This window comes from Mycobacterium sp. Aquia_213 (assembly GCF_026625985.1).
Lineage (GTDB): Bacteria > Actinomycetota > Actinomycetes > Mycobacteriales > Mycobacteriaceae > Mycobacterium.
The window spans coordinates 4,343,467-4,369,789 of sequence record NZ_CP113116.1 but is presented as its reverse complement, the minus strand read 5'-3'; the positions used below and the strand labels follow the sequence as shown (position 1 = coordinate 4,369,789).

Below are 26,323 nucleotides of genomic sequence, written 5' to 3'. Positions count from 1 at the left end.
GCGGATCACGTTCTGTTCAGCTGCCGCGGGAAGTCTGGATACTCAGCTGGGCGAATATCATGATCGCGCTGGGCTATGGCGTCGTATCGCCGGCGCTGCCGACCTTCGCGCGAACCTTCGGGGTCAGCATTAAGGCGGTGACTTTCTTGGTCACCGTCTTTTCGTTGAGTCGGCTGTGTTTCGCACCGGTAAGCGGGTTACTGGCACAGCGGTTGGGTGAGCGGCGCATCTATATCGGTGGTTTGCTGATCGTGGCATTTTCCACCGCGGCGTGTGCGTTTTCCCAGACGTATTGGCAACTACTGCTCTTCCGTGTTCTCAGCGGCATCGGGTCGACAATGTTTTATGTCTCGGCGTTGGGACTGATGATCCACATCAGCCCGGCCGACGCGCGCGGGCGGATCGCGGGCCTGTTCACCACCTCATTCATGATTGGCGCGGTCGGCGGGCCGGCGGTCGGCGGCCTGGCCGCGGGCTGGGGGCTGACTGCGCCGTTCGTCGTGTACGGCGTCGCGCTGCTGGGTGTGGCGGTGGTGCTGTTTTACAGCCTGCGGAATTCGGCGCTGGCCGCGCCGCCGCCCCCGACCCGGTCGACCGTGACGATGCGACAGGCGCTGCGGGTTCGCGCGTATCGGTCGGCGCTGCTGTCCAATTTCGCGACGGGGTGGTCGGCATTCGGGCTGCGCATCGCGCTGGTTCCGCTGTTCCTCTCCGACGTGATGCACTGCAACGTCGGCGTAATCGGCTGGACGCTCGCGGCGTTCGCGGGCGGCAATGCGCTGGCCGTCGTCCCCAGCGGCTACCTGTCGGACCGGATGGGCCGGCGCACGCTGTTGATCATCGGCCTGACGACGTCCGGGGTGGCGACCGTTTGGCTGGGCCTCGTGTCGTCGTTGCCGGCGTTTATGGTCGCGGCGTTTGTCAGCGGTGCGACGACGGGCATCTTCATGTCGCCGCTGCAGGCCGCGGTCGCCGACATTCTGGGCAGTGAGGCGCGCGCGGGCCTTCCCGTGTCGGCGGTGCAGATGGTGACGGATCTGGGCGCGATCGTCGGGTCGATGGCGGTCGGTTGGGTCGCCGAGCAGCTGGACTACAGCTGGGGCTTCACGATCAGCGGAATTGTGCTGGTGATTGCGGCCTTCGGTTGGGTGGTGTCGCCGGAAACGCGGCCGGTGCTGGAGTTCTTACCGCCCGAGGCCGAGCTCGATGCGGCCTGAGCAGCAACTTTGATGGACAGTGGCCAGTGGTGTAGCTTCGATTGGCACAACTTCTCGGGGCTATGGCGCAGTTGGTAGCGCACCACACTGGCAGTGTGGGGGTCAGGGGTTCGAATCCCCTTAGCTCCACCAAAACGGTTTCTTTCAAACCCGTGCCCAAAAAATAACCAGTTGGCCCTGCCTCCGAGAAACCCACGCCCACGTGCGCGGGTTTCTCGGTCTCTTGGTCAAGGATGGTGGCGGTCAGATCAGATCGGCGTCTTGGCTGAGTCAGCGGAGGGGTGTTTTGTGGCGCAGCGTGGTGTTGCGCGGCTGCGGCCATTTCTCCACTGAGCAGCGTCTTGAACGGCTCAGCAAGGTCAAATTTAATGTCGTCCTCGGACACCTCGATTCGCGTAAAGAATGCTTGATTCAGCAGTCTTCGTTCTTGTGGTCCGGCCTGCATGTAGGCGTTATGGGCATTGGATGCGTAGTCCAGGGCCTTCTGGAGGTGCTTTTCAAGCTCGTCGAACTGAATCGCTGCGGCGTCCAAGCGCGAATCGATGTCGGCTAGTTGGCGTGCGATCCGGTCTTGCTCCGTCTTGAGCAGATCGAGCGGCACGGCGTTGGCATAGTGCGCCTGCAGAAGCCGGGCTTGTTCGTTGGTCAGCCGCTCCTTCTGTGTTGTCAGACGGTGGTTTTCGGACCGCAGCTTCATGCGCTGGGACCAGAATTCATCGACGAGGGTCTTCTCGATCGGGTCGCGAAGTTTTGGATCAAGTTGGAACTGCTCGTAGTGCTCTTCGATGCGCTCTTCGACCAGCGAGATCAGCAGGGCGCGCTGAGTGCAGTCGGTTCGCTTCTGGTGTCGTCCTATGCAAATGAAGTAGGGGTATACCTCACCGTGCCGGTTCTTGGCGTTAGTGATGGTTAGGCGGCTCCCGCACTTGCCGCAGAAGATGCTGGACTTCAGGTAGTGCGGGTGCTCGCGTTGCTTCTCGCCGGTCGCGTGCGACGAGAGGACGTCTTGCACACGCTCCCAAGTGATTTCGTCGATCAGCGGTTGGTGGCGGCCCGGATAGCGGATGCCGCGGTACGTGACTTCCCCCTTGTAATACGGGGTGGTGAGGATCTTGTGCAGCGAGTTGAACCTGATGGGCCGTGCCGGTGACCGGGGCGTCGGGCGGGTCGTCAGCCCGCGGCGTTCGAGTTCCTCGGTCATTTGCTTGAGCGTCCAGTCGCCGCTGGCGTAGGCCGTGAAGGCCCACGTGATCAACTCCGCGCGTTCGGGGTCCACCTCGACGGTGCGGACTTCGCCGCCCTCATCGGTGATCCTGCGGACGTTGCGGTAGCCGAGCGGCACTCTGCCGGGGGTGCCGCCCGTCTTGGCCTTCTGCTCCATACCTTTGACGACTTCGTTTGCGAGGTTGCGACTATAAAATTCGGCGATCGAACTCATGATCCCGTGAAGCAGCATCCCCGACGGCGTCTCGTCAATGCTCTCCGTCGCCGAGACAAGGACCGCCCCGGCGTTCTGGATGAGAACGTGGATCTGTGCGTCGTCAAGACGGTTGCGAGCCAAGCGATCTACCTTGTGGACAATCACATAATCGACCGGGTGCTCCTTGATGTACGCGAGCATGCGTTGCAGCTCGGCCCGAGTATCCGCCGATTTTGCCGACTCTCCCCGCTCGACGAATTCCTCGATTACCGAAGCGCCGAGCGAGTCGGCTTTGCGCCGGTTGGCCTGAAGTTGCGCTGGCAAGGAGTAGCCCTCGGGATCGCCATCGCGCTGCGCCTGATCCTTCGTCGAAACACGGGCGTAGGAGACGGCGACTTTGGTATTCCCGGCGTAAGGGAGTGCCTCGCCAGAAGCAACGTCGTTCACGGTCAGCCTTCCTCTCGGCGTCCTTGATTGCCATCGCGTGTCCCGCCCTCGGGTGCATCGACGTTGACCCCATAGTCCTTGGCGACCGCCACCGCATGGCTATCAATGGCATGGATGGCTTCGTCGGGCAAAGCCGGGTACTTGGCGTGAAAGTACACCGCGACGCCCGGCAGATCCTCGGCCCGTATCCACCCGACGATCGTGAACAGGTCGATGGACGGAATGCCCAGCACGGATCCGATCGCCTTGAGGCTCTCGGCTTTCGGCGTTGCGATCATGCCCTGCTCGATACGCCACACGGCACCCACATCGAGGTGGGCACGGCGGGCCACTTCAGCAACGCTTAAGCCACATTCTGTACGCTTCTTGGAGATTAGGTTAATCAACTGAACCGTCTGAGCGGGATTCATTTCGCTTGTCTCCCTTTGTATTATCCATTGTATAATGAACAACTTATCAAATTCAATTGCGAAATACGTTGTGAGACTAGCGTAATGGATGGCAAGGACAGGCTGTCCTCGGTCACGGCCGATATCCGCCGCAGCGATTTTCGCCTGGTATGCGTTGTAGATTGCGCAACGAGGTCGCGGCGCGACCGACCGTATCCTCGGCGATCCGACGAGTCGGAGATCAGTGTCCCCGATCGGCGTGACGGGGATCGCGTACGGATGGTGATGCTGATGGCGAGCGGATGCAGGTGTCAGCGCTGGTCTCGGATTATGTTGTGGACAAATATGTTTCATACATGGTCAACTCCCTTCTTGGCGGTTCGTTTTCTTGCGTGATTGGTGTAAGAGGGCCGGACGGGAAGCAGAGAGCCTGATAGCTCGATCTGCTTCCCGCCGGCCCCATGGTGCGCCGGAAGCGACGCGGTGTCCTACGAGGGCACGGTCATGCTGCCGGTGAATTACCTCCCTTCACTGCGCGGCCCTGGCGGGTCGTGCCGGGTTCGCCGCCGTCGGCGAACAAGGTGGCGATGGCCTGTTGGCGGGCTGCGGCTTCGCGCTCGATTTCGGCGCGTGCCTCAGCTGCCTTGCTGGCCAGTTCCGGATCCTCTTTGGCGCGAACGATGTGCTCGGCAATGGCGATCTGGATTTCATCGGTGATGGTGCCGTCGCGTAGCTGGGCAATGAAGCTCAGCTGCGCGTGGACGTCCGACTTGAGTTTGATGCCAAGGGTTTTGACGCCTTTGGTGGACTCGTCGGGTGTGGACATAGCGACCTCCTCGGTGCTGTGCGGCCGGTAAACGCTTAGTGCGCTTACTCGTACGGCCGCATGACACCGACGAGGCAGCCGCCGGCTCATGCGGCTGCCCTCTCGGGTGGTGGGATCTGGGAGTGCTGACGGGTGGCAGCAATCCGTTCCCGAGCAACGTCCGCGAACACGGGATTGAGTTCGACGCCGAGCCAGTCGCGGCCGAGGTTTTCGGCGGCGACGGCGGTAGTGCCGCTGCCCATGAACGGGTCGAGCACCAGTCCCGGTTCGCTCCGGTCGCCGCACTGGCAGGTCGGAACGAGCGCGCTGCGGCTGGCGCTGCCGCCAACTGATCGGATAACGCGGCGCTTCCATGGCTGGCGGCAGCGGACACAGCGGGCTTCGGGGCAGCCTGCCGCGATCATGCGTTCGGCGAGTTCCTGCGGAAAGACGGCGTGGTGGGCGCTGCGGTAGCGGCCGGGCGCGATCGTCCAGACGTCGCCGGGATTCTTGCCGAGCGGATGCCCTACCCGTCCTTGGCTTTTCAGCGTATGGAGGCCCGAAGCGGCCATGGCGTTCGGTCCGAGCCACGCGTCAGGTGATGGCCTGCCCGGCTTCGCCGCTCGGCTCCGGTTGACTGCTGACAGGTGCGGCTGCCGGATGGCCTCGAGGTCGAAGAAGTACGTCGGCTGCTTGGCGAGGACGTAGATGACTTCGTAGGTGCAGTTGAGGCGGTCTGGCACGCTGCTGGGCACGGGATTCGGCTTGGCCCAGACGATTTTGTTGCGGATGATCCAGCCGGCCTCCTGCAGCCGCATCGCGACGCGTTCGGGTGCCATCAGCAGACTTTTGCGATCGGCGCCTTGGGACGGGTGGCTCGAATAGGCATCGCCGAGGTTGAGCCAGTAGGTGCCGGTCGGGACCAGGACGCGGTGGATTTCAGCGCTGAGCGTCAGCAGATGATTGACCCACAGGTCGACATCGGACTCGAGACCGAGCTGGCCCTTAACGGCGTAGTCGCGCAGGCGAAAGTACGGCGGGCTGGTGACGACACTGTCGACAGAGCTACCCGGCAGACGGCGCAACCGGTCGATCGCGTCGCCGACGATGATCCGGTTTCGGGCCAGTTGGTTGGACGCGCTCACAGGGCACCTCCGTTGCGGATGAGCGAAATGACGTGTTCGGGGGCGACGATGCGGAACAATGCGCTCGGCAAGTTGCCGTCGGCGGCAATGGCATCGGCCAGCGCCTGGCGGCGGCGTTCGGCCTTTGCTGGTTCGGGATGGCTGATTGACCAGACGACGAGCGGAAAGGCCCCGTGGCGGTCTTGCTCGATCCCGGTCTGCCGATATGTCTCGTACTCCCGGCATTTCGCGAGCAGCGTCGGGATGTGCTCGGTGCCAAGGTCGACCTCGATGAACCAGGCGTGGACAAGATCCCCCTCGGTGGCGGTTTCGGCATAGAGGTCGGGTTTGAGGGTGCGGCGGGCGGCGCCCACGCCGACGAACGTGCGCCAGGTGGCGGGCTCGACGGCACCATCGGTCAGTTTCAGCTCGCCGCAACGGTCGGCGGCAATCAGCGCGACGTGGAGTTCGGCGATGGCCAGCCGGTGGTTGACGAAGCGGGCGCTGGGCTCGTAGGTCCGGCGGGCGTCACGTCCGGAGCGGCCTCGCAGGATGCGGTCGCCGATGCCATCGACATAGTGGACGAGTCCCTGCGAGCCACCGTGGACGCCGCCGACGCGTTGCATCAGGGCTCCCAAGACGCGCAGATCGCGCAGGCGGGCAAGGACACGTTTGACGGTGCGGCGGCCTGACGTTGGGGCGAGATCGGCAAAATGCAGGGATTGGATCTGCCGGACGGTCAGGAACCGATGTTGCTGGACCGAACGCAGGATGGCGCGGTCACGGTCGGTGAGGTGGCTGGCGATGGCATCGATGCCGGTGGCAGAGATGCGTCGCGCTGGGGACCGTCTGGCGGGCGTTGTGGTGCCCCGTGGGGCACCACTATTCCCCGACCCTGTCGGACGGTTTTGCGCGTCTGCCAGGTGTGATCGGCCGCGCGGTTTTGGCGCGAGGGGGTAAGCGAGGGGGTAGCTGTTCATGCTTGCCTCCGGCTGCGTCGCGGCGCGCCAATGTCGTTGGTGCTGTCCGTTTCTGCGGCGGTGTCGACGAGTGCGGTGAAACTGGCTTCGATGTCAGCAACCGGTTGGCCGTAACGCTCGCGGCTGCGGCGGCGGATGTCGGCCGGGTCGCAGCTCGGCACCGGTGCGGGTTTGGTGACGCCGGACGCCCAGGGCTGCACAGCGTTGTCGCGGACCAGGCTGGCGTAGACGTGGTGGGCCGGCAGCCGGGTGAAGTCCTCGACGGTGAGCACCGATTGGCCGGCGGTCATTTCCTTGGCATCACCGGCCTGCAGCTGGAAGCAGATGCGGGAACGGGCGTTGTTGCGAAAGGCGTCGAGCATGGCTCCGGGCAGCTGCTTTTCGTATTGGTGCGCCAGGTGGAAGCCGGCACCCAGGCTGCGGGCGGTGGCCAGTGCGTCGCCGAGATCCGTTGGCAGCCGCAGGTAGTCCTGGACCTCGTCGATATAGACCATCACCGGGTCGCGGCTGGCTTCAGGGCTGCCGGCGCGTTCGCGGATGGCTTGCCAGAGCTCCGCCACCACGAGGGCGCCGAGCAGCTGGGCATTCTCCGGCCCGATGACACCCTTCTGGAGCGGAACTAACAGCACTTTCTTCTCGCGCAGGACTTGGCGGACGTTAAACTTGGGATGTTGCTGAGCCAGTATGTCTCTGAGGGGTTTGCTCAGTAGCGGACGCAGCTTGTTGCTCAGCGGGGCGATGGTGGTGGCGGTGGCCTCGGGGGAGAGGCTGTCGAACCATTGCCAGAACGGTCCGGCGGCAAACGGGTCCTGCTGCATGACGTTCCGGGTCAGGCGGCGGCGGAAGCCGGGGTTGCTGAGGAGCAGCGGCAGCATCACCAGCGAGGCGTCGTCACGGCTCGCCAGCAGCGTGAGGCAGTTGCGCAGGATGTCGGCGCTGCGCGGGCCCAGGCTGTCGCCCCAGATAGCTTTGAAGGTGCCGAAGAGGCTGTCGGCGACGACCTCGGGGGAGCGGCCGTGGCGGTGGGCCGCGTCGAGGGGGTTGATCCCCACCGGTGCCTCATCGAAGGGGTCGAGCAAGACAATGTCGCCCTTGCGCTTCTCCGGGATGCGCGCCAGCAGATCGGCAATCAGGTCCTTGGGTTCGATGACGACCACGGGCCGGTCGGCCTCGAGATCCTGCAGAATCAGATTGAGCAGGAGCGTCGACTTGCCCACCCCGTTGGGTCCGATGACCCAGGTGTGGCGCAACGCGTCGGCGGCGTCGTAGCCGATCGGGCTGCCGGCGCCGGGTGCCGAGGCTTCGGCCACGACCCGCTGCCCGGATTGGACTGTGGCGCTTGGCCGGACGGGACGCGGATGCAGCGGCGGCTGGCCCGGGAAGTGCTCGTCGTGGTCAGCGATAGGCCACCCGGTCAGGCGCGCGACTTCAGTCACGGTCAGGCGCTGCGACGGGGTGAACATTGACCACGAGGCTCGTGGTGTATTCATCCGATCGGCTTTCTCCTGGCGGAGGGTGACGCGGACGTCGGGAGCCTCGGTGGTGCCGATGGCGGCGGCGAGGCCCAGCAGCAGTGACTTGCGGCGCTCGGCGGTTGGGGCCTGGACGCCGAGCCGGACGGCGGCGGTGAAGGCATGTTGACCGAGCTTGTGCGCCAAGGCTTGTCGGGCGCCGGGGCGCGTGTCGGTCAGGACGCCGTGCAGCAGTTTGGACACCACCGGCTGGTTGTCGCGCGTCGGTGCGGCCGGTGCGTCCTTGGGATGGCGGCGCGGTCCGAGCACGATTTGGATGGTCAGGCGCTCACCCTTCCCTACTGCGGTCAGGGCGTGCAGGATGGAGCGCTGTGATGCCACCGCGTCGGCGGGCTCGAGCTGGCGGGCGTTGGTACTCAACTGGATACGGCGCACGGTGGCGACGTCGTGGCGATCGTCGGCCTCGAACGAGGTGACGATGGCGCCATCGGCCAGCTGCTCGACAGCACGGCGGACGGCCGCTGCATGCCGGAGCTGACTGCCGATCAGGTACTCCACGCCGGTGATGTCGGCGCGCGCTTCCAAGATGAGTTGCGGGGCGTGGATTTGCGCCGCCCAGTGGCGTAGCAGTCCGAACGCAATCGCTTCGGAAAGCGGCTGCGGCCAGAACAATTGCTGCCAGACCAGCGAACCGGCCGACGCCGTGGCGTCGCGCGGCTCAGGCATTCGGATGCTCCGTGTTATCAGATTTGTCTGTCGCCGAAGGGGTTTCGATGGCGGAGTCGACGCTGCCCTTCAAAGCGGCGAGAGCCGCGGCTTGGGCTTCGGCGTCACGCAGGGCGATGGCGATGACCGCGCGGCTCAGCTTGCGCAGATCCGGCGGGTCCCGGTCGATGCTGCGAACGGTGATGTGCCGCTCGAAGTTTCGTTCGCCGCGACGGTAATTGATTTCTCCTGTTTTAGACATAGGTGTCCTCCTTTCGGAATTGGGGTTTCGTTAATTGCTGCCTTTGTTTTAAATCAAAGGTATGTTTGGATTATGCAACAAAGTGGATAATTATGCAATAGTATTGATTGGCCGCTTAACCTGTTGAGCTGCACCTTTACTGAGGTAGGCGTGAGCATCTTCGTCAATATTTCTGCGATGTGTAATAAACAACAATGCGAATAATGACGACGAAAATCGTCGCGATTCCGACAATTGTGGCCAATGTCGGCCACATGGCAGTGATGAGCTTAACCGCACACCAGAGTGCGATCGCAGCGGCAAGGATGTTGAAGCACCAGCCGGTCAGGCGGCCCACCCAATGACTCGGATCGGGGTTCACGTCGGCGCCGCCTCTCGCAGCTCGGCGAGCAGGCCGTGATCGAAACCTGCGGTGACGCAACCGGTCACGAAGCGGCGCTGACCCAAGGGGAATCGCCGGGCGAACGCCTGCACATATGCCTGTCCGGTGAGATCGGCATGGAGCAGCCGCCATACTAAGCAGCCTCGGGAATAGCCGGCCGTCTCCAGTTCGCCGAGGTGCCAGAGAGATAGTTCGAGCTCGTCGACGAGACCGAAGTTGAGCCGACGTCGGACGTGGTTGACGTCATGCCAGAAACGCAGCGCCCCATTGATATCCGGTGACCGGTAGATGAGGTCCGTGCTGTGGTCGGAGGAGACCGGCAGCGGGGCTCCGGTAGTGGCGCTTCGCTCATACGCTGCAGCCAGCGCGGAATAGTTGTCCGGTGCGTCTGAGGTTAAGACGTAACCGAAGCCAACCTCCTCGGCCGTGCGTTCGGCGGCCTGGACGATGAAATCGCCCAGAACTTGGCTGGCGTCGGTGATCTCGTCGGCAGCGGCGAGGCGATTACCATGATCAAGGGTGATCATCGGTGACCTCCTCGGCTCTCGGTGGCATCGTCACCGATCAGTTGGCGCGCGACCAGGAACGCGGCGCCGATCCGCTGCACGGCCAGCGCTGCCTCGTTGTTGATCCGAATCAGCGCCGCTCGGTGACGGTGGTGGGCAACCCGCGCCTGCAGCAGCGCGTCCATTCCGAGGAGTGTGGCTGCGTATACGGCTGCTGCCACGGTCAAGTAAGCAACCCAGGTGAGCAGGAACTCCGCAGCGGTGCTCATGACGGCCACCGCCAAATCCAGTCGAGTATGTCCGTGGACAAGACCGCGAGGAGATCCTGAACGTAGTCGCTGCTGACTGGTGCGGAATCGCTGTGTCGGCAGACGATCGCCGCGAGTGCCTCGGTCAGCGCAGCGGTGGACTGCATGACCTGGTTGAAGACGGTCTTGGCTTCGTGGGGGTCGTCCCCCGGAGGGTTCGCTGGGCTTAACAGTGTGATAGTCATGGTGGCCGCCCTCACCGTCCGAACCGGGCGACTTCGTTGCCGACGTAATTGGCGAACTGGTCGACGATGAAGTTCAGACGATTCGCGGTCGCAGGGTCGCCGTCAGCCTGGAATATGGCCTCCCGCGACAACATCCCGGCGGCTTGCAAGCCGATGCCGGCGACGGTGGCAGCGGCCTGGACGCGGGTGGCCGTCACCAGGCCATGAGCCAGCTCAGCGTTCTGAAGCCGCGTCAGTTGTTTTCCCTCGGCGCGGGTGAAGCCTTCGGGAACTTGCGCGACGAGATTGGTCGAGGGACGGATTACAGGGACCGCCATGTCGAAGAGCTCCTTCACTTTTGTGACGTCTATCTGACGCCGTAAGGCGAAGCTAGAACCGGCCCTTGAGCTTTGGCGAACTCCAAACGATCCTTGGCGTATGCGATCAGACGGCGCCCAGCTCGCCCTTGGCCAGCAGCTGCGATATCTGCGCAAAGCAGGTGGCATGTCGCAGGCCGAAGCGGCACGGCGCATAGGTGTCAGCGCGACCCATCTGAACAACGTCGAAAAAGGCCGCGACCCTGCCAACGGCAAGATCGTGGCCTTCTATGAAGAACAATTCCGTGGTGATGGACAAGCCTGGGGCCTATACAACGCCATGCTGACAGAAAGTCGGCCGCCACAACGACTGCCGATGGACAAAAGGCCGAACTACCCGATCCCCGGCGACGCATCAACCTTCGTCGCCGACATCACTATCCCAGATGGCATGCTCATGCCTCCCTACCACGAATTTGAAAAGACTTGGCGGATCCGCAATAGCGGCACGGTCGCGTGGATTGGCCGGTGGCTAGCACGCCGTGGGTCACCGACAGGGCACGGCGTGCCGACTTCCCTCTCGCGCGTGAGGATTCCAGACACGCAACCGGGAGAGGAGGTCGACATCACGGTGCCCGTGCGCTCCCAGCCCCTGGCGGGCGCCTCGCAAGTGCATTGGAAGATGGTGGACGATCAAGGTTGGGAGTACTTCCCAGATCGCTACGCGCTCGGTTTGGTGCTGTCAATCGTCGTGAGCGGCGGACACTCTGAGGAGTGACTTCCTTGCCCACCGTCATTGGTCCTCCGGGGTACTGCTATCTCGTGCGTGACCTGCCGAATAACAGTCGCGACGGCTTGGGTTCCGAGCGCCCAGCACTGGCCGTCCTCGGTAATCCCTCGACAGTGCATGACGCGCTCACACAGCAGCTTGCCGACTCGCCTCGTGTTGGCGTTGCCCTCCTCCTTCGGGTCGAGCCTCCGCGCCATTTCGGCAAGATCGGAGTCCGCTGGCACTGACAATATTGCGGTCCCCGTACTGCGGATGTCCCAGTATTCTTTGCTGTACCACACCCCGAAAATATCGGTCGTCGCCGATTTGACCGGTTGGTAACTCAATTGAGTGTCGTCGACTTCTAGATGAAAGTTCTCGGGAGAAATCGGGCAACCACCAGCTTCTCTTGGCGAAGGGCAAATAAGTGGTATATATGGCGCACCGTCACGATACATTCAATTGTGATTTTGAATTCAAATCGAAGAATTGTCAATTAATATCGCGGATGCTATATGGTATTAGATGCGAAACTTTACCAGTGCTTCTATCGAGTGAGTGTGAAACTTCTTGTCGCGATAGCACTGGGCAGATGCTATACACGGTGGTGACCCCTGGCCTTGGTGCAGTGTCGAGTGCGACCAAGTGTTATGGTCATCCGCCGCACCCAATTGGTAGGTTAGAGACAAGGCCTTCCTCTCGCGTCGTCCTAAATGTCTTTCGGGTGTCTAGACTCCAACTGCGATTGACGTTCAAACCTCGAAGCCTTAAGCTAATGTTAGCTATGAATCAACCCGGTCTATCCAGCGACGAGTACACCGCATTACTGATGCCGTTATGGGAATTTCTTGCACCGCAGGACTCCATTCGCGGCAGACACGATTGCATCTTTGTTTTTGGCGGTAATGATTTGAAAGTCCCAGAACGTGCGGCAGCTTTATGGTGCGAGGGGGCCGCTAGTGATGTTCTTGTCACCGGAAAGCAAGGTGCCTACTCTGCGCATTTCGAGAAGTCCGAAGCACAGACATTCGCGGACAGGATGGTTGGCGGCGGTGTGACGCGCAATTCGATTGTCATCGAGGACGCGGCCTCGAACACTGGTGAGAATGTGGCGTACGGTATGGCGAAATTAGCGGAGATTGGTCTCGAACCAAAGCGAATTATCGCTGTATCGAAGCCTTTCTTGATGCGCAGATGTATCGCGACATTCTGTAAGCAGTTTCCCGCTGTCGACGTCACTGCATGTCCTCCTATTGGGCGCCCATTAGAGTTTATCGACCGTCCGCGGGACGAATATGTGCGACGTCTTGTCTCTGAGTTAGATCGATTATATAGCTACGCCGCCCAGGGATACATAGCGCCTGTTATAATTCCTGATCTAGTTCTGCGCACAGCGACGCGGCTACGCGAATACCTCGATCGCTAGTAAGAGGTCTCATGGCGCTAACTATGCTACGGCGGACAACGTTCTGGTTCGCAAATTGTGCGCTGATCACAACGTTAATACTCCTATTCACCGGAAACAGCATGGCGATGTCATCGACTGACCGATCGACATTGACCGCTGCTGCGACGGCGATGCTAGGAACGGTCGCGACACTCGGTGGTCTGTTCAGTGCGATCTTCTTCCTATCTCTTAACACGCGACCGACAGGGGGAACGAATAGCGCCCTGAGAAGCCTTTACCCGACCTACGATGCGATCGTTATGCTCACGTCTCTGGCTGCATCGGGCGTGATCGGTACTTTGAGCATTCTGTATCTCACCGTTGGTGAAAATCCCGATAAATTGATCAAAATCCAGATAGCGCTCACGATTTATGTCTCGTGTCTAGTCATTCCGGTCGGGCTTCGTCAAATTGAGAATCTTGACACTGTCGCCGTGGCGAGAGTAATTCTCAAGAAATCCTCAAGAAGGCAGTTTCTGAACTATCGTTTGGCCCGAGTGTGGCGGGAAGACGGCGAATATAGGTATGCACTTGCAAGTGACGGCCTCAACTATACCCGGACGGACCCTCTTCGTCCGTTTCACGACTTAGCTCAGTTAGCCTTCAGCAGTGGAGATCGTTTACTTCTTGGAAAACTAATCGGAGAGCTGGCGAGTCTAGTTCCAAAGTCGTATGGGCACCGATGGCCATCGGACCGTAAAGGCCCAGCTGAATGGCGTCGCAGGACGATACCGCTTCTTGGCTACTATGGCACCAACGCTCCGAGAGACCGTATCGCAATCTCGCTTCATATCGCGCATTACATTAGGAACACCGCAAAGAATAATCTGGTGCGTCAGCCCAAATTCGATGTCGGGCGTCACGCATGTCAATATCACTTAGCGCGCGTCATCTCATCGCTATCAACAAATGCCGCAGCTCGACACACCATACGCATAGCGCTATTTGCGATTCTTGATATCAGCCTACGATACAAGGATGTGGCACCATACGGGCGGGTGGAGCCCCTGAATGCCGTAATTGTAGCGACAGATCAGTTGTACGCCGAGGGCAGGATCGGTGAAGCAGAGCTCTCCGCCGCGATCCTCGGCACGATTAGGGCCCGCACAAAGCAGTTATCAGATCATCGAGCTGGCTCAACACTGGCGGAAGCAACGGAGCCGGTCCGAGCGTTGATAGCTGATGCATATAGTCGTGCTAAAGCGAGTCCGGCCTGGGTTCCAGGTTCGCCGACGGGGGACCCGTGGCGTAATCATTATTGACAGGATTTGTGACGACGCTCGTTGGATGGTTCGCCCGAATTTTCGTTGACATGCGTCACTAACCACGCGTCGCGTGCCGTGGCGTTCGGCGGTTTCCAGCATCGCGCCTGCGGCAGGTCTTATCCGGTCGCGTGGGTCGTGCCGAACTCAGCTGCCCAGCTCTTGACTGGCGCCTTACCGGGTTGAGCCGGTCGTCGTACCGAGTAATACCGTCCGCGCGCTAACCGCCAGCAAGCAAATATTCCAGGCGGCCTAACGACCCTCGGCCCCGCTGCCCGGTGACGCCGTTTTCATTCTCTCACCTTGATCGTGCCGCCGATGCAGGAGTCCCGCACGGCAGGCTGAAGCCGAAGGTGCTTCCCTGGCCCTCCTTTGAGCTGAAGATCAGCGTTCCATGATGCGCTGCAACAACTTTCTGCGCGAGAAACAGCCCGACACCCGTACCGTCCGGCCGCTGCGCGCGTGCGTTCTTGGCTCTGAAGAACTTCTTGAACAGCCGCGCCTGTTCGGCCTTGGGTACACCGATGCCGTTATCGACGACGGTGAGGTCTATCGCTTCTTTCGTCCTGACAAGGTTGATCTTGACGGTGGTGTCCGGATGTGAGTAATAGATCGCGTTGTCGATGAAGTTCATGATGACCTGCCGGAGTTTGGACTCGTCCGCAATGACGATGAAATCGTCTCCTTCCACGTTGAGTTGCAGCTTCATGTGATGGGTGGCGGCCATCTGGCGCAGGCGATCGACCTCCTGCTCGGCCACGGTTCGCAGATCGAATGAGGTCTTCTCGATCATGAACTTGCCTGTCTGGATCCGCGATACGTTCAGGAAGTCGGCAACCAGCCCCGCCATCCGGTCACTTGAGGTGAAGGCGTCTTGCAGGACCCGCTCTTGTTGTGGCAGAAGCGGCCCCATGTCACCTTCGAGCACCATGCTGAGGTTGCCTTTGACACCGGCCAGCGGTGTCCGAAGCTGGTGGCTTGCCATGCTCATGAATTCGTCCTTGACCTCGTCTAGGTGCTTCAGCTTGGCGTTCGATCGCCGCAATTCCTTTGTCGCGGCGTCGATTCGCTGCTCCAGCGTTTCGTTCAGGTCTGTCACCCGACGGAGCGAAAACGCATTCTGGATCGCGATGACCAGTTCGTTGCTGGTGCCGACCAGCGTGTCGAGATCGCGCTTCGTGTAGGTGCCGCTGAGACGGTCGCCGAGCGCGACGTAGCCGAAGACTGCCCCTTCGTGGCGGAGTGTCATTACCACGGCAAGGCGGTGGCGCCGGAGCATTCGCCGTAGGGCGCCATGATTGTCGGTGAGCAGCTCCCTCACGATCAGGGGTGACCGGCCGTCGTCCGCGGCGTAGTGATCGAGCAGTGCAACATTGTGGGCCGTCAGCGCGGTATGTCCGGAGGTGCCGGCCGACAAGTGCCGCGCGATCACCTCATCAGCGTGATAGAGCAGAAAAAATGCCTGCTCTGCCTTGAACGTTGCCGCCAGCTCCGCCGCGGCGCGTTCCAGCAGGGCGCGTAGATCGGCGGCGGACGCGAGCAGCTCGCCGAACCGGGCGAAGAAATCTTCGACCTGATAGCGATCGTGGTAAAAGATGTCGTCCGTTACCGTGTCGAAGAAGCGCTTGACCGGCCGGAACAGGAACGCCAGCACGAAGGCCAGCACGAGAATGACGGTGACCGGGTTGGTATCGACGACGCGGGCGAGATGGCCGCCGAGAACGGTCGCTGAGATCAGGTATGCGACAAAGTAGTACACGACTGACAGCGTCAGCAGGCTCGCCGCGTAGCTGACGGTCCTGACGGTGGCGAGGCGGATGTCGAACAGGCCACGCCGTGCGATCTGGTAGCTGATTGCACTGACCAGGATGATGGTCGCCAGCGGACCGAATCGCGTTGTGTGCCAAGTGGAAACCACGACAGGGAGAATGACGTTCAGGACGAGTCCCGTGAGTGCTGACGCGGCGAACGCGAACAACACGAAGCGGGCTTGGCGCTTCGTCCGCTTGCTGCGTGCTCCGGGAGCGACGAGCAAGTTACACGCCGCATAACCGACGGCGGCAAGAAAGACGACGATGTAGAGCCAGAGGCCGGACCCTATCGAGAAGGCCAGATTCCCGAACGCGTCGCGGCTGACGACCCCGCTGACGTAGGTGGTCAGCGACAGGCCGCACAGAAGGACGCCGCTGAGGGTAACGATGGCGGCCTCGGCCTTACGTGGCCGGCGGCGCGCCGGAAAGTAATACGTGAACAGCACGCCTGAGAAAACAAGCAGCCCGGCGAAGAGATACGCCAGCCGGTTGGAGATATCGGCGACTGCGACGCTGTTGCCGAACGGATTATTCGCTAAGTAGTTGGCAATGATCCAAAGGCAAATCGCTGCCGTCATCAGGCCAAACGAGCGCTGCATACCACCGCGACTATTTTGCAAGACGACAATAGATCCAAGCGTAAGATTGGTAATACAAGTCAGGCCGAGGATAAGCAAATCCATCAAAAACAATAGTACGATAGATTAACTAGTTTTTATAGTCATTGTCGAATAGCAGCAAGTGATCATCGGTGCCGTCACGAAGCCTGCGGAGTGCCCGCACGGCGTCTGGGTCGTCCTTGGCCCCGATCAAGCGCCGACTCACTGCCGGCTCGAAGCTCGGAATGTGGCCGTAAATTGCCCGGCTCTCTGCGGAGCCCAGATAGGAAAAGTAGTCCGTGCCGCACAGCGGCGCGATGGGGATGGCCAGGTACTCGGTGGCGGCGAGCAGCGGCAGTTTGTCGAAGATCGCAATCAGGTGGTCGATGCCTTCCTCGAGCGCCGTGGCGTACATGCCGCGGTAGAGTTGCAGGCTCACGCTGGCGCCGCTGCGCCGGTAATCGCTGAGGATCGCGAACGTGCCGATATCCCAGACACTTTCGAACGTGTCGATCTGGTGACCGCACTGGATTGCAGCGGCGGTGAGCTGCACGGGGGAGTCTGGCCGGGCGAGGTCGTTGAGGGTCTTGAGTCCCGCCGGGGAGTAGCGGATGATGCGCAGTGCGCCGACTGGCGTCTTCTTCTCCCTATCGACCGACAGGAAGAAAAAGCTGGCGCCCTCGTAGGGTCCGTACTCTCTCGTCATGAACGCCGCGTCGTTTCCGGGGAAGGCGTCACGGAACACCTGGCATTCAACAGCGCGGCCGATGTCGGAGTACGGGCTGCGGCCTGACACGCGGTAGCACACCACGCCGTCGTCCGTAGCCGAAAGCTTGGTCGCTATCAGCTTTTCGGTGAGTGCGGCGATGTCCTCACTGGGCAGGTCGTAGCGGAACGTCGCGCACGGCTCCTGGGCGGCCAGGCCTGACATTCAGAACTCCTTGGCCGTGACGTCGCGCGCTTCGAAAAAGCGCCGCGTGAATTGCACTGCCCTGTCCGGCTCGAAAGACTTGCAGGTATAGATGTCGACACTGAAGAAGAGCAGCGGCTGTTCCCACGCGTAAAAGTGGGCACCCGATGTTTCCCAGTGAATCCAGCCGGCCCAGCCGTACGTGTCGCTGCGGTGCGTCACCGGCTCGATGAGTTCCTTCATGTCCAGCTCATGCGACAGCCGGGAGAGGAACCGCTTTATATCCTCATCGGTGATGGGTGTCTTGGGATAGCCCTCTATGACGAGCCGCTGGCGGTGGATCGTCGGCGCCAAATCGCGAAATCGGTTCATGTGCATGCCGATACCGCTCGGTAGTCTGCGCTTGCCAATTCGGCTGTGGGCCCAAATCTGTCTTCGTGAGGATCGCCTTTGGCAAGGCGGCCCTGACGGAGATGATGCCGAATGACGATGGTGAACCCCCTCTGGTCTCGGCAATTGGGTAGCGGTGCGCACCGTGGGTCGGCAATGGCGGGGTGAATCCGTCTGTGCTGGTCCACGGCAGGAGAAATATACCAGGATTCAAAGTATTGGGATTCATAGTCTCTGGATAGATAGTCTTGCTACCTATGGGGTTGGGGAATGCCCGCCCCATCCGAATCGCCGATCTCGCCAGCGACCCGCGAATTTGGTCGTCGTGTAGTGGCGCGGCGGCACCAGCTTGGGTTGAGCCAGGAGAAGGCCGCCGAGGCGATCGGGCTCCACTGGTCTTATCTCGGCCAGGTCGAGCGCGGCCGGCGCAACTTAACTCTGCACAACATTCTGAAGATTGCCGAGGGCCTCGGGATCGATGCGGGCGAGCTTGTGCGTGGACTACCTGTGCCGAGCGACGGTTAGCGTCGGGCTGACGCGCCGCTATTTATCAAGCCGGCTGCCCCGGGTTATTGGACGCGCAAACTCATCGCCTGATTCTGGCGCGGAGCCCGAGAAGTGTCAGCGCAAGCAGTACCGGGCCGGCAAGGCGAAGGATGAAATCAACAATCGTGCCGAAGCCCTTCGGTGCGATGTCGGAGCTGCCGCGGCTTTGAAGCAGTGAAATGCTCTCCCTGGCCGCGAATTCGAGCGCGGTCGAAAACGGGAGCACCTTCGGAGGAGGCGGCGCCTTGTTCGTCACCGCTCCGGTTTTCAGGTCGACTTTGGCAATCTCTATTGGTTGTGGCGGCGCGCTTCTGAAGGTCGGTACGGTGAATACCAATGCTGCCGCAGTGAGAAGCACGACAAACGTCATGATGGAGCGGGAGGCGCGTAGCCCGTATCCGGAGGCTGCCCAGTACAAACTTAGGAGGATTCGCTCAGCCCACGACGGCGGATTGCGTCGGCGGGTCGTATCGCTGGCGGTGGGCTCGCGGCCGGCGAGTCGGCGCATCTCCATCTCGCCGTAGTAGAAATCGGCGGCACCCGGCTCGTTCTTGCTTTCCTCAAGCCCCTTTCGAAGATCGCGGTAGACCTCGGAGATATCAGGCGCTGGCGGAAAATCGATCTTCTCCTTCGGCGCCTTCAGGCTGCGGTCATGTGCCCGGCGCCATTTCAGCTCCTCGGCGAGGATGCGGCGTCGGTTCATCGGTCGCCCGTTCCATTTTTTCGGCGTCCACCGAAACGAGCAGCCGGGTCCGACGCGAAGCTTGTCCAAGCCGAGTGCTCCGGCGAACTCGCAGTCATCGAGGGCGACGTCCCACAGAACGAGTTCGCTGATATTCGCTCTTTTCAGTGAGATCACGCGACACTGCGGTCCGTTGCGGACTGCCTCGTGCGGAACGGTCACGGGTAGGGCATTCGGTTCGGCGGCAGTGGTCTGCGAGTCAGACAACTCCTTTTCGAGTTTCGCTCTGAGGTTCATCATCGCTGTCGCCGCTTCGGCCCGCGCTGCCTCCCGGGGGGAGTTATCCGCCGGTGGTTGGGGCAAACGGTCCGGAATCCCTTGTGCGACTGGCGGACTGGAAATTAGACTGCGGCGGATGAATTCGGAGTGGCCGAGATCGACTGTTGGGCAACGAAGAACAAGATCGGCACCCTCTCGGGCTTGCAGCCCGGAGGCGTCTAATGTCATCGTAGTTATCGGGATACGGCTGCGAACAGTTAGTACTGCCTGGTCGAGCAGAACCTTGGACGCGGTCCACGGCCCGGGTTCGGCGGTGGAAAAGACCGTTCTGGTGAAGCGCATTTCGTCCGCCAGCGCACCGGTGAAATCCACCAGGCCAAGGAAGGTCGCTGCGAGGAACCCGATGGCTTCGGTGAAGGTCGCCTCGCTGAATATGGCGTCGGTTGCGAATCTCGCATTCGTGAACCAGGTGTTGCCTGTGCAGATTGCGCCGTCGAACCAGGCGTTGCCCTCGAAGGTCGCCTCGCTGAACATGGCCGTGCGCCTGAAGACTGCATTTTGGAACGCGGCGTTGCCCTTGAACGTTGTCTTTGTCTCGCCGTTCGTCGTTGTACTGAAAAAGGCGTCATCGATGAAGGTCGCCTCGCCAAACATCGCGTGGCCCTCGAAGGTCGTGCCGTTGAAGCCGGCTTTCCCTGTGAACGTTGCTTTCCGGAAATCGGCGTCACGGCTGAAGATAGCTGCATCGAACCCCGTGCCGCCGCTGAAAGTCGCATCGCCGAAGTTCACGCCATCAGTGAACGTCGCTCCCCGGAAGCTGACGTCGCTGGTGAACGTCGTCTTGCTGAGGTCCACGATGTCATCGAATCTGCAGCAGTCAAAGCGGATTGGCGGCAGTTGACTTCCCTCGAACCCGCTGAGATCGCCCTTCACCACGGCCCCGCACAAGTCAACGGCCGAGCCAGCGCTGACACCCCACGCATTCGCTGCGTTCGACAGCAACGACTTCAGCACGGCTGCCCGGACGAGACGTTCGTCGCCCCAGCTCGCCTTGTCGACCTCAGTGTCACCGACGTCGCCGTCCCTCAGAAATGTGCACGGCTCACCCATTCGCAGCTTTTCCAGGAGCTGTTCCTCGGGGCCGGTCAGCGGCTCCAGATCGTCCACCCGAGGAGTATGCGCCGTGACCGCCCGGACGTCGACGCAACTCAACGCGAGATGCGGCTTACCGCTTCCGGTGGATTAACTCATGAGCCGGTTCGTCCTGGTGCGTGCACAGCCATAAGTAGGTAGCGGAATACTCTTGTGGGCGCCTTCGCCTGCGATGACGATGTAAGAGGTCGATCATCAGCCTGCCGGAGGATTGCGATGCTGGTCGTTGTCACTTACCCCTATGGCAGCAGGTTGATATCCACAAGGCGTTTACCGTCTGTATCCCATTCGGCCACCGCACATTTGAGGTTGTCCGTGGTCGCCGTTGCGCGCCAAGGACTGGGTAGAACAGTTAGTCCGCGGGTCGGAACGCCGCACCAGATCTTTCCAGCCCCAAGGTGTGTCGCTACGCCGACCGTGAGAGCCGGGACGTCCAGACCACATTCGAATTGGTGGCTCATCGGCAGCGGATAGGCCGCCCATCACCACACCATCGTTAAGAAAGGTAGCCATGAGTGACTTCTCGGCCTTCAATGAAGTTGGCGGATTTCGGGTCAAGCTATGGCGCGGGGAGTCGGCATGCCTGCTCGGGTTCGATGTCGACGAGCCTGAGGATGACTTCGTCGGCTTCGCCGTCGAGTTTCGCGATCCGGACAGCACCGACTTTCAGACTTTGCGCAACCGGTTGTCGTTCGACGCTCCTGATGCGGTCGACGGCTTCCGCAATTTCCCGACCTTGGAGGCCCCGCTGCAGACCTTTCGGTGGGTGCACTTTCCGTGGGAATCCAAGACCGGCATCTACACCTACCGGGTGACCAAGATGCACATGAACCCGGACAGCACCCTGAGGCAGGGGTTGTCGATCGAACTGCCGATCGAGCTTGGGCCGGTGACGCTTCCGGGATTCCTCGACGTGGGCTTCACCCGAAACTTCGCGTCCTCGCAGGCTTTTGAGGACAAGAAGGCCCGTTTTGGGTTCGGCAACGACATCATCCCGGCCAAGCCTGACCAAGGTTTGGAGTTCACCGCCAAGAAGGCGGAAGTCACCGCGAAATTTGATATCTACGCATGGTTGGGATTCGAGGCCTATCGGCTGCTGTTCGACTACTTGGACTGGGCAGTCAACGACCAGACGGTGCGCATCGACGCGATGGCTTACGACTTCAACGAACCCGATATTCTCGCGCGTCTCGAGGCGCTCGGTAACCGGTTGCGGATCATCATCGACGACTCCAAGGGCCACGGTGGCGCTGGCACGGCAGAGACCGAAGCGGCGACCCGGCTGATTGCCAGCGCCGGGCAAGACAACGTGCACCGCGGCCATTTCCAGAACCTGCAGCACAACAAGGTGCTCATCGCCCGCCGCCTCAGCGACGGCGCGCCGCTGCGGGTGCTCGGCGGATCGACGAACTTCTCCTTCCGCGGCCTCTACATCCAGGCCAACAACATGTACGTCTTCACCGACCCCGATGTGGCAGCACTGTTCGCCGACATGTTCGACGAAGCCTTCGGCGACATGGCCGGATTCTCTAACGTCGACCTGGCCGCCAAGTGGCAGGCTGTCAAGAAGTCGGGGCAGCCGACCATCAAGGTGTGCTTCTCCCCGCACAAGTCCTCAAATCTGTCATTGGCACCGGTCGGTGGAGCGATCCAGCAGGCAACGTCGAGCGTGTTCTACTCGTTCGCCTTCATGAACCAGACCAAATCGGGGCCCGTGCGAGAAGCGTTGGATAACTTGATGGGTCGGCCCGTGTTCAGCTACGGCATTGTCAACGAAGCCACAGGTATGGAAATACACAAACCCGACGGCGAGATCGGCCTGGTCGACTTCGCTTACCTGTCCAAGCACGCTCCCGAGCCGTTCAAGTCCGAGTGGTCCGGCGGCGCGGGCATCAACATTCACAACAAGTTTGTTGTCGTCGACTTCGATCAGCCGGGCGCCAAGGTCTACACGGGATCCAGCAATTTCGCGCCCTCGGGTGAAGAAGCAAACGGCGATCATCTGCTGTCCATTGAGAATCAGCGGGTGGCCACCGCGTACGCGATTGATGCGCTCACCCTGTTCGATCACCTCAACTTCCGGGACCGAATGAAGCAATCCGGTCAGCCGAAAACTCAGGTGGCAGCGACGAAGAAGGAAACGCTGCAACTACAAAAGCCGATAGCGATCTCCGGTGCCGCACAGCCGTGGTTCGCCAAGTTCTACGAGCAGGGCAGCCAGCGCGAACTAGACCGCATTACGTTCTCGCGGCGGTGAGTTGACCCGATCCCCGATAGAACGACAGCTCGGTTCGCGCGTAATGCTGTTGCCGATTCCCGAAGGGCTGCCGCAGCAACAGAAAGGTCCTGGAGCGCCTTTCTGGTGTTGCGGAGAGGCCCGGCTATTGCTCGTCCCCGAACCCCGGGCCATCACTAGGACGAATGCCGCCACGATTGCTTGGTCGTCGGTGATCGCCCATTGCATTGGTGGCGTTGCTAACCGCATCACGGGGGAGACAGCGACAAGGAAGGTCAAGTGCCGGGTCGCGACGCCATCGTCGATGAGCTACGTGAGAATGCCGAGATGCCGGACTTCAGGTCGCCGGTCACCACCAGCGCGAAGTCCTGCCCCTTCGTGCTGAGTAGATTGGTCGCCGCGATTTGAATCAGGTACCCGCCCGGCGGCGGCTCATCGATGCGCACGATCTCGACATTGTTTTCGGCATCGACCGGTGACAGCCGCATCGGCAGATCTTGGTTGCCGACCCACTTCTGGCCGGTGGCCAGTGACTGCACGAAGAGATTAAGGTCGTTTTGCAACGCGCGCCCAGGAATGTCGGTGTAAGCGAGGCAGAGCCGCAGTGGACGAGCGTCCCCAGCGGTAATCACGTACCGCAACGACTGCCCCGTGGAAGTGAACTGCTGGGTGGGGTCCTTCCATGTGTCGCGGAATTCCAGCCGTAGATCAGGCGCGCCAGGATTGGGTAGTGCCCAACGCATGTCGACGCAGCCGAAGCCCTGGTGAAAGTTTGGCAGTGCCGCAAAGTCGGCGACGGCGGTCGATCCTGTAAGTCGTCGGGTGCTATTGATGAGCGTTGCTTTAAGCAGCGCCGCCGAAGGGTCGCTGTCGCGTTCGTCGACATAATACTGGCGAATCAGGGCCAGGCAGCCCGAGACGATCGGGGTTGCCATGCTGGTTCCGCCCATATAAGCGTACCGGCCGTTATAGCCGGGGACGCTTCCCCAGAACTCTGCCAGCGGCGCCCGCGAGGACTTCGTCGAAGAGATGTTGGTGCCGGGCGCGACCACGTCGGGCTTGATTCGGCGATCGTCGCAAGGGCCGCGGCTGCTGAAGGCCGCCATCGACTCCGGATCGCCCGAAGTCATTTCGGTCGCGATCGGTGCCATCGGGAAATCTGCGGGCCAAGCCTTGCCCCAAGTGAGCTTGGAATACCCGCCGCTGGTGCGATCCGTCTGGCTCGCCCCCACGGTGACGCCGTTCTTGGAGGTCGCCGGAGAGCCGATCGAGAGCCAGTCGACGAACCCAGGCCTGCTGTTGAACGGCTGTCTTGCAGTGCCCTCGTTGCCGGCCGCGATCACGATGGTCATGTCGCGGTGCGAATCGACGAACTCGTCGATTTCGGTCGAGTTAAAGGTGTAGCGCGAGGCCGTAGCGGCGCCCCAGCTGTTGTTGTGAATGCGCGCGCCCGCCTGGTAGGCCTCGTCGAAGAGGTCGTTGAGATCCCACGGCAGCCCGCCGAGCCGTCCTTGGGCGTCAAGAATCGATTGAAAGAAGATGCTGACTGCCGGAGCCATGCCCATGATTTTCCCGGCAGACGCGGTCCCGTCGCCGCCGACGCTGCCCGCCACGTGGGTGCCGTGGCCAATCGGATCGGAGTGGTCGCCAACCCGCCCCAGGGCCGATATTCCGACAAGCCGCCCCTGGAAATCGGGATGCCGGTCATCAAGGCCGGTATCGGCGATGCCGACGGTTTGGCCGCGGCCGTCGAACGGGATGTTGGACGTCGCCGTCGTCGGATTGCCCGAAGTGGGTGCGTCGATGCCGAGCAGAGCACGCGCCCGGTCGTTGCTGAGCTTGGGCGGGACATATTCTTCCAGCCGATAGACCTCCGGCATTGCGCGCAAGTCGGAAAGCAGCGGCGAGTCGTCTTTGACAACAATGCGCATCTTGTGTCCGCGGACTCCGGCGACAATCGCTTCGCGGCCGGCGAGATGGGCCAGCACTTGGTCGGCGTCCTCGGGCGATTTGAGGCGAATATCGTAAGTCACGATCCGGGCGGAGCCGGAGTCGACGGGCGGTCCCGACCGTGACTCCGGGATCGGTGGTGCCTGCTCTGATTCGACATGCACATGTAGCGAGACGACGAAAGGCAGGTTACTGACTGGGCCAAGCTGCGTCGGCCCGAGTACTGCGGTGTAGGTCTGCGGGCCGATGGCCTCGACGATCTCGACTTCGAGGGCGTCAAACTGCTGCCGCCAGGCTTCAAGAAGCGGGCCGGCGAGCAAAATTGTGTAGATGTTGGCCCGCGTCGGATCGAACTCGGGCACGAACTCTACTTGGCTGTCAGCGGCGGCCATCAGGGACGGTGAGAGAACACCAAGCGGCGGCGGTGCGGCATCAGGCATCTCCTGGATGATGAGACCTTGTGCCGACAGGCCATTGATGGCCGTCTCGTCAATTTCGCCAACGACGTAGGAATCAGTCGATTCCGCGTCCGGCATTGCCATGTGGGCGGCATCGCTTTCGGCCTCATTCATGTAGTAGGCAATGATGCGCTTCCTGACCATAGTTCACCTCCGAGAACGCTCGCGAGAGCGCCTGCTGTTGATCGCGCGTGGCGCCCATAGACGCTACTCTGACAATGAGTGTCGGACGAGCGGGTTGTGGCGGCTGATCGGTGAATCAGGACTTAATAAGAATCGCTCGCCGAAAGCGGCTGCCGACATCGGTGAACTCGCCGCTTACAATGAGGCTTGTCTACACCGAAGACCGATAGGCCCACCGCGGATCCGCAGAGCGAGCACGATGGCATTCACCACGGACGAGTTCCTTCAACTCACACGAGCTCTCACCACTTGGGCAGACGCCACACCGGACGTGCCGGTGCTCGGCTTCTTGCAGGGCGGCGGAATGTTTTTGCAAGACAGCGAATTGCTGACACCGCATGAGCTGCTCGACGCGATAGGAGACCCGCGCAACGCAGACGGCACCGCCTTCTTGGAGATGCTTGAGCATGCGGTGCGCCGGGAAGGCATCGAGAGCGTCACGAACCGCCTCTACCAATCCGCCCGGTACCACGAAAATGGGTGAATATGTGGGCGTCTGCCCAAGCGACGACGGCAACGCCCGGCTAGCCGCGAATTGGCACAACCGCCTCAATGCCGACCTCGCCCAGGGATTGCACACCGAAAGGACGTGCGTCAACGATTGTTCACCAGCGAACACGGTGAATATCCTCGCCGCTCTCGCCGAACCAACCGCACGGCTTGTCCTATACTTCGGACACGGCACCAGCGACGAGTGGACGACAAGTGGGACGGTGACCGTTGATGGGTCGAACGTCTCGGCCGCCAAAGGCAAAGCGGTCGTGTCTGTTGCTTGCAAAACGGGCCGAAACCTCGGACCAAATGCCGTGAACAACGGGGGGATCGTCGCCTGGCTAGGCTTCACGATCGCTGTCCCAGTCCTGCCGCCACACGGAATGTCCGACCCGATCGGCGACGCAATCGTCAACGGCGTCGCCAAACTAGCCAGTGGCACGATGGCTGATGCCCGCGCAGCCATCGAGGCCCAATTGCGTCTACTCGCCGACGATTACGACACCGGCGGCCGCTATCGCGACCACCCCAATGCAGACTTCTGCTATTTCGCGTGCGGCTGGCTCGCCGACAACGTATCCCTGTCCGGCAACGCATCCTTCAAACCGCTCACGCCAGTGCGACGACCTAGAGGACCGAAGATAAGTATCGAGCTATAG

The 26,323-nt window shown here is 61.3% G+C and carries 26 protein-coding genes, 1 tRNA gene and 1 pseudogene; 11 read left to right on the top strand and 17 right to left on the bottom strand.

Annotated elements, in window-relative coordinates; all coding sequences use genetic code 11:
- Positions 1-59 precede the first annotated feature (59 nt).
- The 4 genes from LMQ14_RS20205 to LMQ14_RS20190 all read left to right on the top strand — a co-directional run bounded on the left by LMQ14_RS20205 (position 60) and on the right by LMQ14_RS20190 (position 2,130).
- Positions 60-1,217, top strand: coding sequence for an MFS transporter (locus LMQ14_RS20205; protein ID WP_267735609.1), 1,158 nt, complete (start codon positions 60-62; stop codon positions 1,215-1,217).
- Between the two features lie 56 nt (positions 1,218-1,273).
- A tRNA-Ala gene (locus LMQ14_RS20200) sits at positions 1,274-1,349 on the top strand.
- 154 nt (positions 1,350-1,503) lie between these two features.
- Positions 1,504-1,770 carry a hypothetical protein gene (locus LMQ14_RS20195; protein ID WP_267731290.1) on the top strand — a complete coding sequence of 89 codons (267 nt, stop codon included), beginning with the start codon at positions 1,504-1,506 and terminating at the stop codon, positions 1,768-1,770.
- Between the two features lie 18 nt (positions 1,771-1,788).
- Positions 1,789-2,130, top strand: coding sequence for a hypothetical protein (locus tag LMQ14_RS20190; RefSeq protein ID WP_267731289.1), 342 nt, complete (start codon positions 1,789-1,791; stop codon positions 2,128-2,130).
- On the opposite strand, the pseudogene LMQ14_RS28320 reads toward LMQ14_RS20190, so the two are convergent.
- From LMQ14_RS28320 to LMQ14_RS20130, 12 genes and pseudogenes are all read right to left on the bottom strand, one after another.
- Positions 2,053-3,084: pseudogene (locus LMQ14_RS28320) on the bottom strand (recombinase family protein); the annotation flags it as partial. The gene LMQ14_RS20190 and the pseudogene LMQ14_RS28320 sit on opposite strands and share 78 nt — an antisense overlap.
- Before the next feature lie 2 nt (positions 3,085-3,086).
- Positions 3,087-3,494, bottom strand: coding sequence for a helix-turn-helix domain-containing protein (locus tag LMQ14_RS20180; RefSeq protein WP_267731287.1), 408 nt, complete (start codon positions 3,492-3,494; stop codon positions 3,087-3,089).
- Between the two features lie 481 nt (positions 3,495-3,975).
- On the bottom strand, positions 3,976-4,299 hold the full coding sequence (locus tag LMQ14_RS20175) for a hypothetical protein (protein ID WP_267731286.1): 324 nt from the start codon (positions 4,297-4,299) through the stop codon (positions 3,976-3,978).
- A gap of 86 nt (positions 4,300-4,385) precedes the next feature.
- Complete coding sequence (locus LMQ14_RS20170) at positions 4,386-5,423, bottom strand: DNA-methyltransferase (RefSeq protein ID WP_267731285.1); 1,038 nt, start codon at positions 5,421-5,423, stop codon at positions 4,386-4,388.
- Complete coding sequence (locus LMQ14_RS20165; protein ID WP_267735608.1) at positions 5,420-6,121, bottom strand: replication-relaxation family protein; 702 nt, start codon at positions 6,119-6,121, stop codon at positions 5,420-5,422. The genes LMQ14_RS20170 and LMQ14_RS20165 overlap by 4 nt, the downstream gene beginning before the upstream one ends.
- A 257-nt stretch (positions 6,122-6,378) precedes the next feature.
- Positions 6,379-8,580: a type IV secretory system conjugative DNA transfer family protein gene (locus tag LMQ14_RS20160; protein ID WP_267731284.1), complete on the bottom strand. Its 2,202-nt coding sequence runs from the start codon at positions 8,578-8,580 to the stop codon at positions 6,379-6,381.
- Positions 8,573-8,821 carry a hypothetical protein gene (locus LMQ14_RS20155; RefSeq protein ID WP_267731283.1) on the bottom strand — a complete coding sequence of 83 codons (249 nt, stop codon included), beginning with the start codon at positions 8,819-8,821 and terminating at the stop codon, positions 8,573-8,575. Before LMQ14_RS20155 ends, LMQ14_RS20160 begins: the two co-directional genes overlap by 8 nt.
- 163 nt (positions 8,822-8,984) lie before the next feature.
- Positions 8,985-9,182, bottom strand: a complete 198-nt coding sequence (locus LMQ14_RS20150; protein WP_267731282.1) for a hypothetical protein — start codon at positions 9,180-9,182, stop codon at positions 8,985-8,987.
- Complete coding sequence (locus LMQ14_RS20145; protein WP_267731281.1) at positions 9,179-9,730, bottom strand: hypothetical protein; 552 nt, start codon at positions 9,728-9,730, stop codon at positions 9,179-9,181. The genes LMQ14_RS20150 and LMQ14_RS20145 overlap by 4 nt, the downstream gene beginning before the upstream one ends.
- On the bottom strand, positions 9,727-9,978 hold the full coding sequence (locus tag LMQ14_RS20140) for a hypothetical protein (RefSeq protein ID WP_267731280.1): 252 nt from the start codon (positions 9,976-9,978) through the stop codon (positions 9,727-9,729). The genes LMQ14_RS20145 and LMQ14_RS20140 overlap by 4 nt, the downstream gene beginning before the upstream one ends.
- Positions 9,975-10,202 carry a hypothetical protein gene (locus tag LMQ14_RS20135; RefSeq protein ID WP_267731279.1) on the bottom strand — a complete coding sequence of 76 codons (228 nt, stop codon included), beginning with the start codon at positions 10,200-10,202 and terminating at the stop codon, positions 9,975-9,977. The genes LMQ14_RS20140 and LMQ14_RS20135 overlap by 4 nt, the downstream gene beginning before the upstream one ends.
- A gap of 11 nt (positions 10,203-10,213) precedes the next feature.
- Positions 10,214-10,519 carry a hypothetical protein gene (locus LMQ14_RS20130; RefSeq protein ID WP_267731278.1) on the bottom strand — a complete coding sequence of 102 codons (306 nt, stop codon included), beginning with the start codon at positions 10,517-10,519 and terminating at the stop codon, positions 10,214-10,216.
- Between the two features lie 100 nt (positions 10,520-10,619).
- Here LMQ14_RS20130 and LMQ14_RS20125 point away from each other — a divergent pair, with 100 nt between their 5' ends.
- From LMQ14_RS20125 to LMQ14_RS20115, 3 genes are all read left to right on the top strand, one after another.
- The gene (locus tag LMQ14_RS20125) at positions 10,620-11,276 is read left to right on the top strand and encodes an NBR1-Ig-like domain-containing protein (RefSeq protein WP_267731277.1); all 657 of its coding nucleotides are present in this window, start codon (positions 10,620-10,622) and stop codon (positions 11,274-11,276) included.
- A 775-nt stretch (positions 11,277-12,051) separates the two neighbouring features.
- Complete coding sequence (locus LMQ14_RS20120; protein WP_267731276.1) at positions 12,052-12,693, top strand: YdcF family protein; 642 nt, start codon at positions 12,052-12,054, stop codon at positions 12,691-12,693.
- A gap of 101 nt (positions 12,694-12,794) precedes the next feature.
- Positions 12,795-13,976: a hypothetical protein gene (locus LMQ14_RS20115; protein ID WP_267731275.1), complete on the top strand. Its 1,182-nt coding sequence runs from the start codon at positions 12,795-12,797 to the stop codon at positions 13,974-13,976.
- Positions 13,977-14,274: 298 nt separating this feature from the next.
- Here LMQ14_RS20115 and LMQ14_RS20110 read toward each other — a convergent pair whose 3' ends face one another.
- The 3 genes from LMQ14_RS20110 to LMQ14_RS20100 are packed head-to-tail and all read right to left on the bottom strand — an operon-like array spanning position 14,275 to position 17,668.
- Positions 14,275-16,470, bottom strand: coding sequence for a sensor histidine kinase (locus LMQ14_RS20110; protein WP_267731274.1), 2,196 nt, complete (start codon positions 16,468-16,470; stop codon positions 14,275-14,277).
- A 25-nt stretch (positions 16,471-16,495) separates the two neighbouring features.
- On the bottom strand, positions 16,496-17,317 hold the full coding sequence (locus LMQ14_RS20105; RefSeq protein ID WP_267731273.1) for a hypothetical protein: 822 nt from the start codon (positions 17,315-17,317) through the stop codon (positions 16,496-16,498).
- Positions 17,318-17,668 (bottom strand): S-adenosylmethionine decarboxylase, encoded by a 351-nt coding sequence (locus tag LMQ14_RS20100; RefSeq protein ID WP_267731272.1) that lies wholly within the window; start codon positions 17,666-17,668, stop codon positions 17,318-17,320. It lies immediately after the preceding gene.
- A 288-nt stretch (positions 17,669-17,956) separates the two neighbouring features.
- On the opposite strand from LMQ14_RS20100, the gene LMQ14_RS20095 reads away from it, so the two are divergent.
- Positions 17,957-18,211, top strand: coding sequence for a helix-turn-helix domain-containing protein (locus LMQ14_RS20095; RefSeq protein WP_267731271.1), 255 nt, complete (start codon positions 17,957-17,959; stop codon positions 18,209-18,211).
- A gap of 61 nt (positions 18,212-18,272) precedes the next feature.
- On the opposite strand, the gene LMQ14_RS20090 is transcribed toward LMQ14_RS20095, so the two are convergent.
- Positions 18,273-20,360, bottom strand: a complete 2,088-nt coding sequence (locus tag LMQ14_RS20090; protein WP_267731270.1) for a pentapeptide repeat-containing protein — start codon at positions 20,358-20,360, stop codon at positions 18,273-18,275.
- 496 nt (positions 20,361-20,856) lie between these two features.
- Here LMQ14_RS20090 and LMQ14_RS20085 point away from each other — a divergent pair, with 496 nt between their 5' ends.
- Positions 20,857-22,602: a phospholipase D-like domain-containing protein gene (locus tag LMQ14_RS20085; protein WP_267731269.1), complete on the top strand. Its 1,746-nt coding sequence runs from the start codon at positions 20,857-20,859 to the stop codon at positions 22,600-22,602.
- 254 nt (positions 22,603-22,856) lie between these two features.
- Here the strand turns inward: LMQ14_RS20085 and LMQ14_RS20080 are convergent, their stop codons facing one another.
- Positions 22,857-25,133 (bottom strand): S8 family serine peptidase, encoded by a 2,277-nt coding sequence (locus tag LMQ14_RS20080; RefSeq protein ID WP_267731268.1) that lies wholly within the window; start codon positions 25,131-25,133, stop codon positions 22,857-22,859.
- Between the two features lie 238 nt (positions 25,134-25,371).
- On the opposite strand from LMQ14_RS20080, the gene LMQ14_RS20075 reads away from it, so the two are divergent.
- Entirely contained in the window at positions 25,372-25,656 is a 285-nt protein-coding gene (locus tag LMQ14_RS20075) for a hypothetical protein (protein WP_267731267.1), read from the top strand.
- A gap of 136 nt (positions 25,657-25,792) precedes the next feature.
- The gene (locus tag LMQ14_RS20070) at positions 25,793-26,323 is read left to right on the top strand and encodes a hypothetical protein (protein ID WP_324291069.1); all 531 of its coding nucleotides are present in this window, start codon (positions 25,793-25,795) and stop codon (positions 26,321-26,323) included.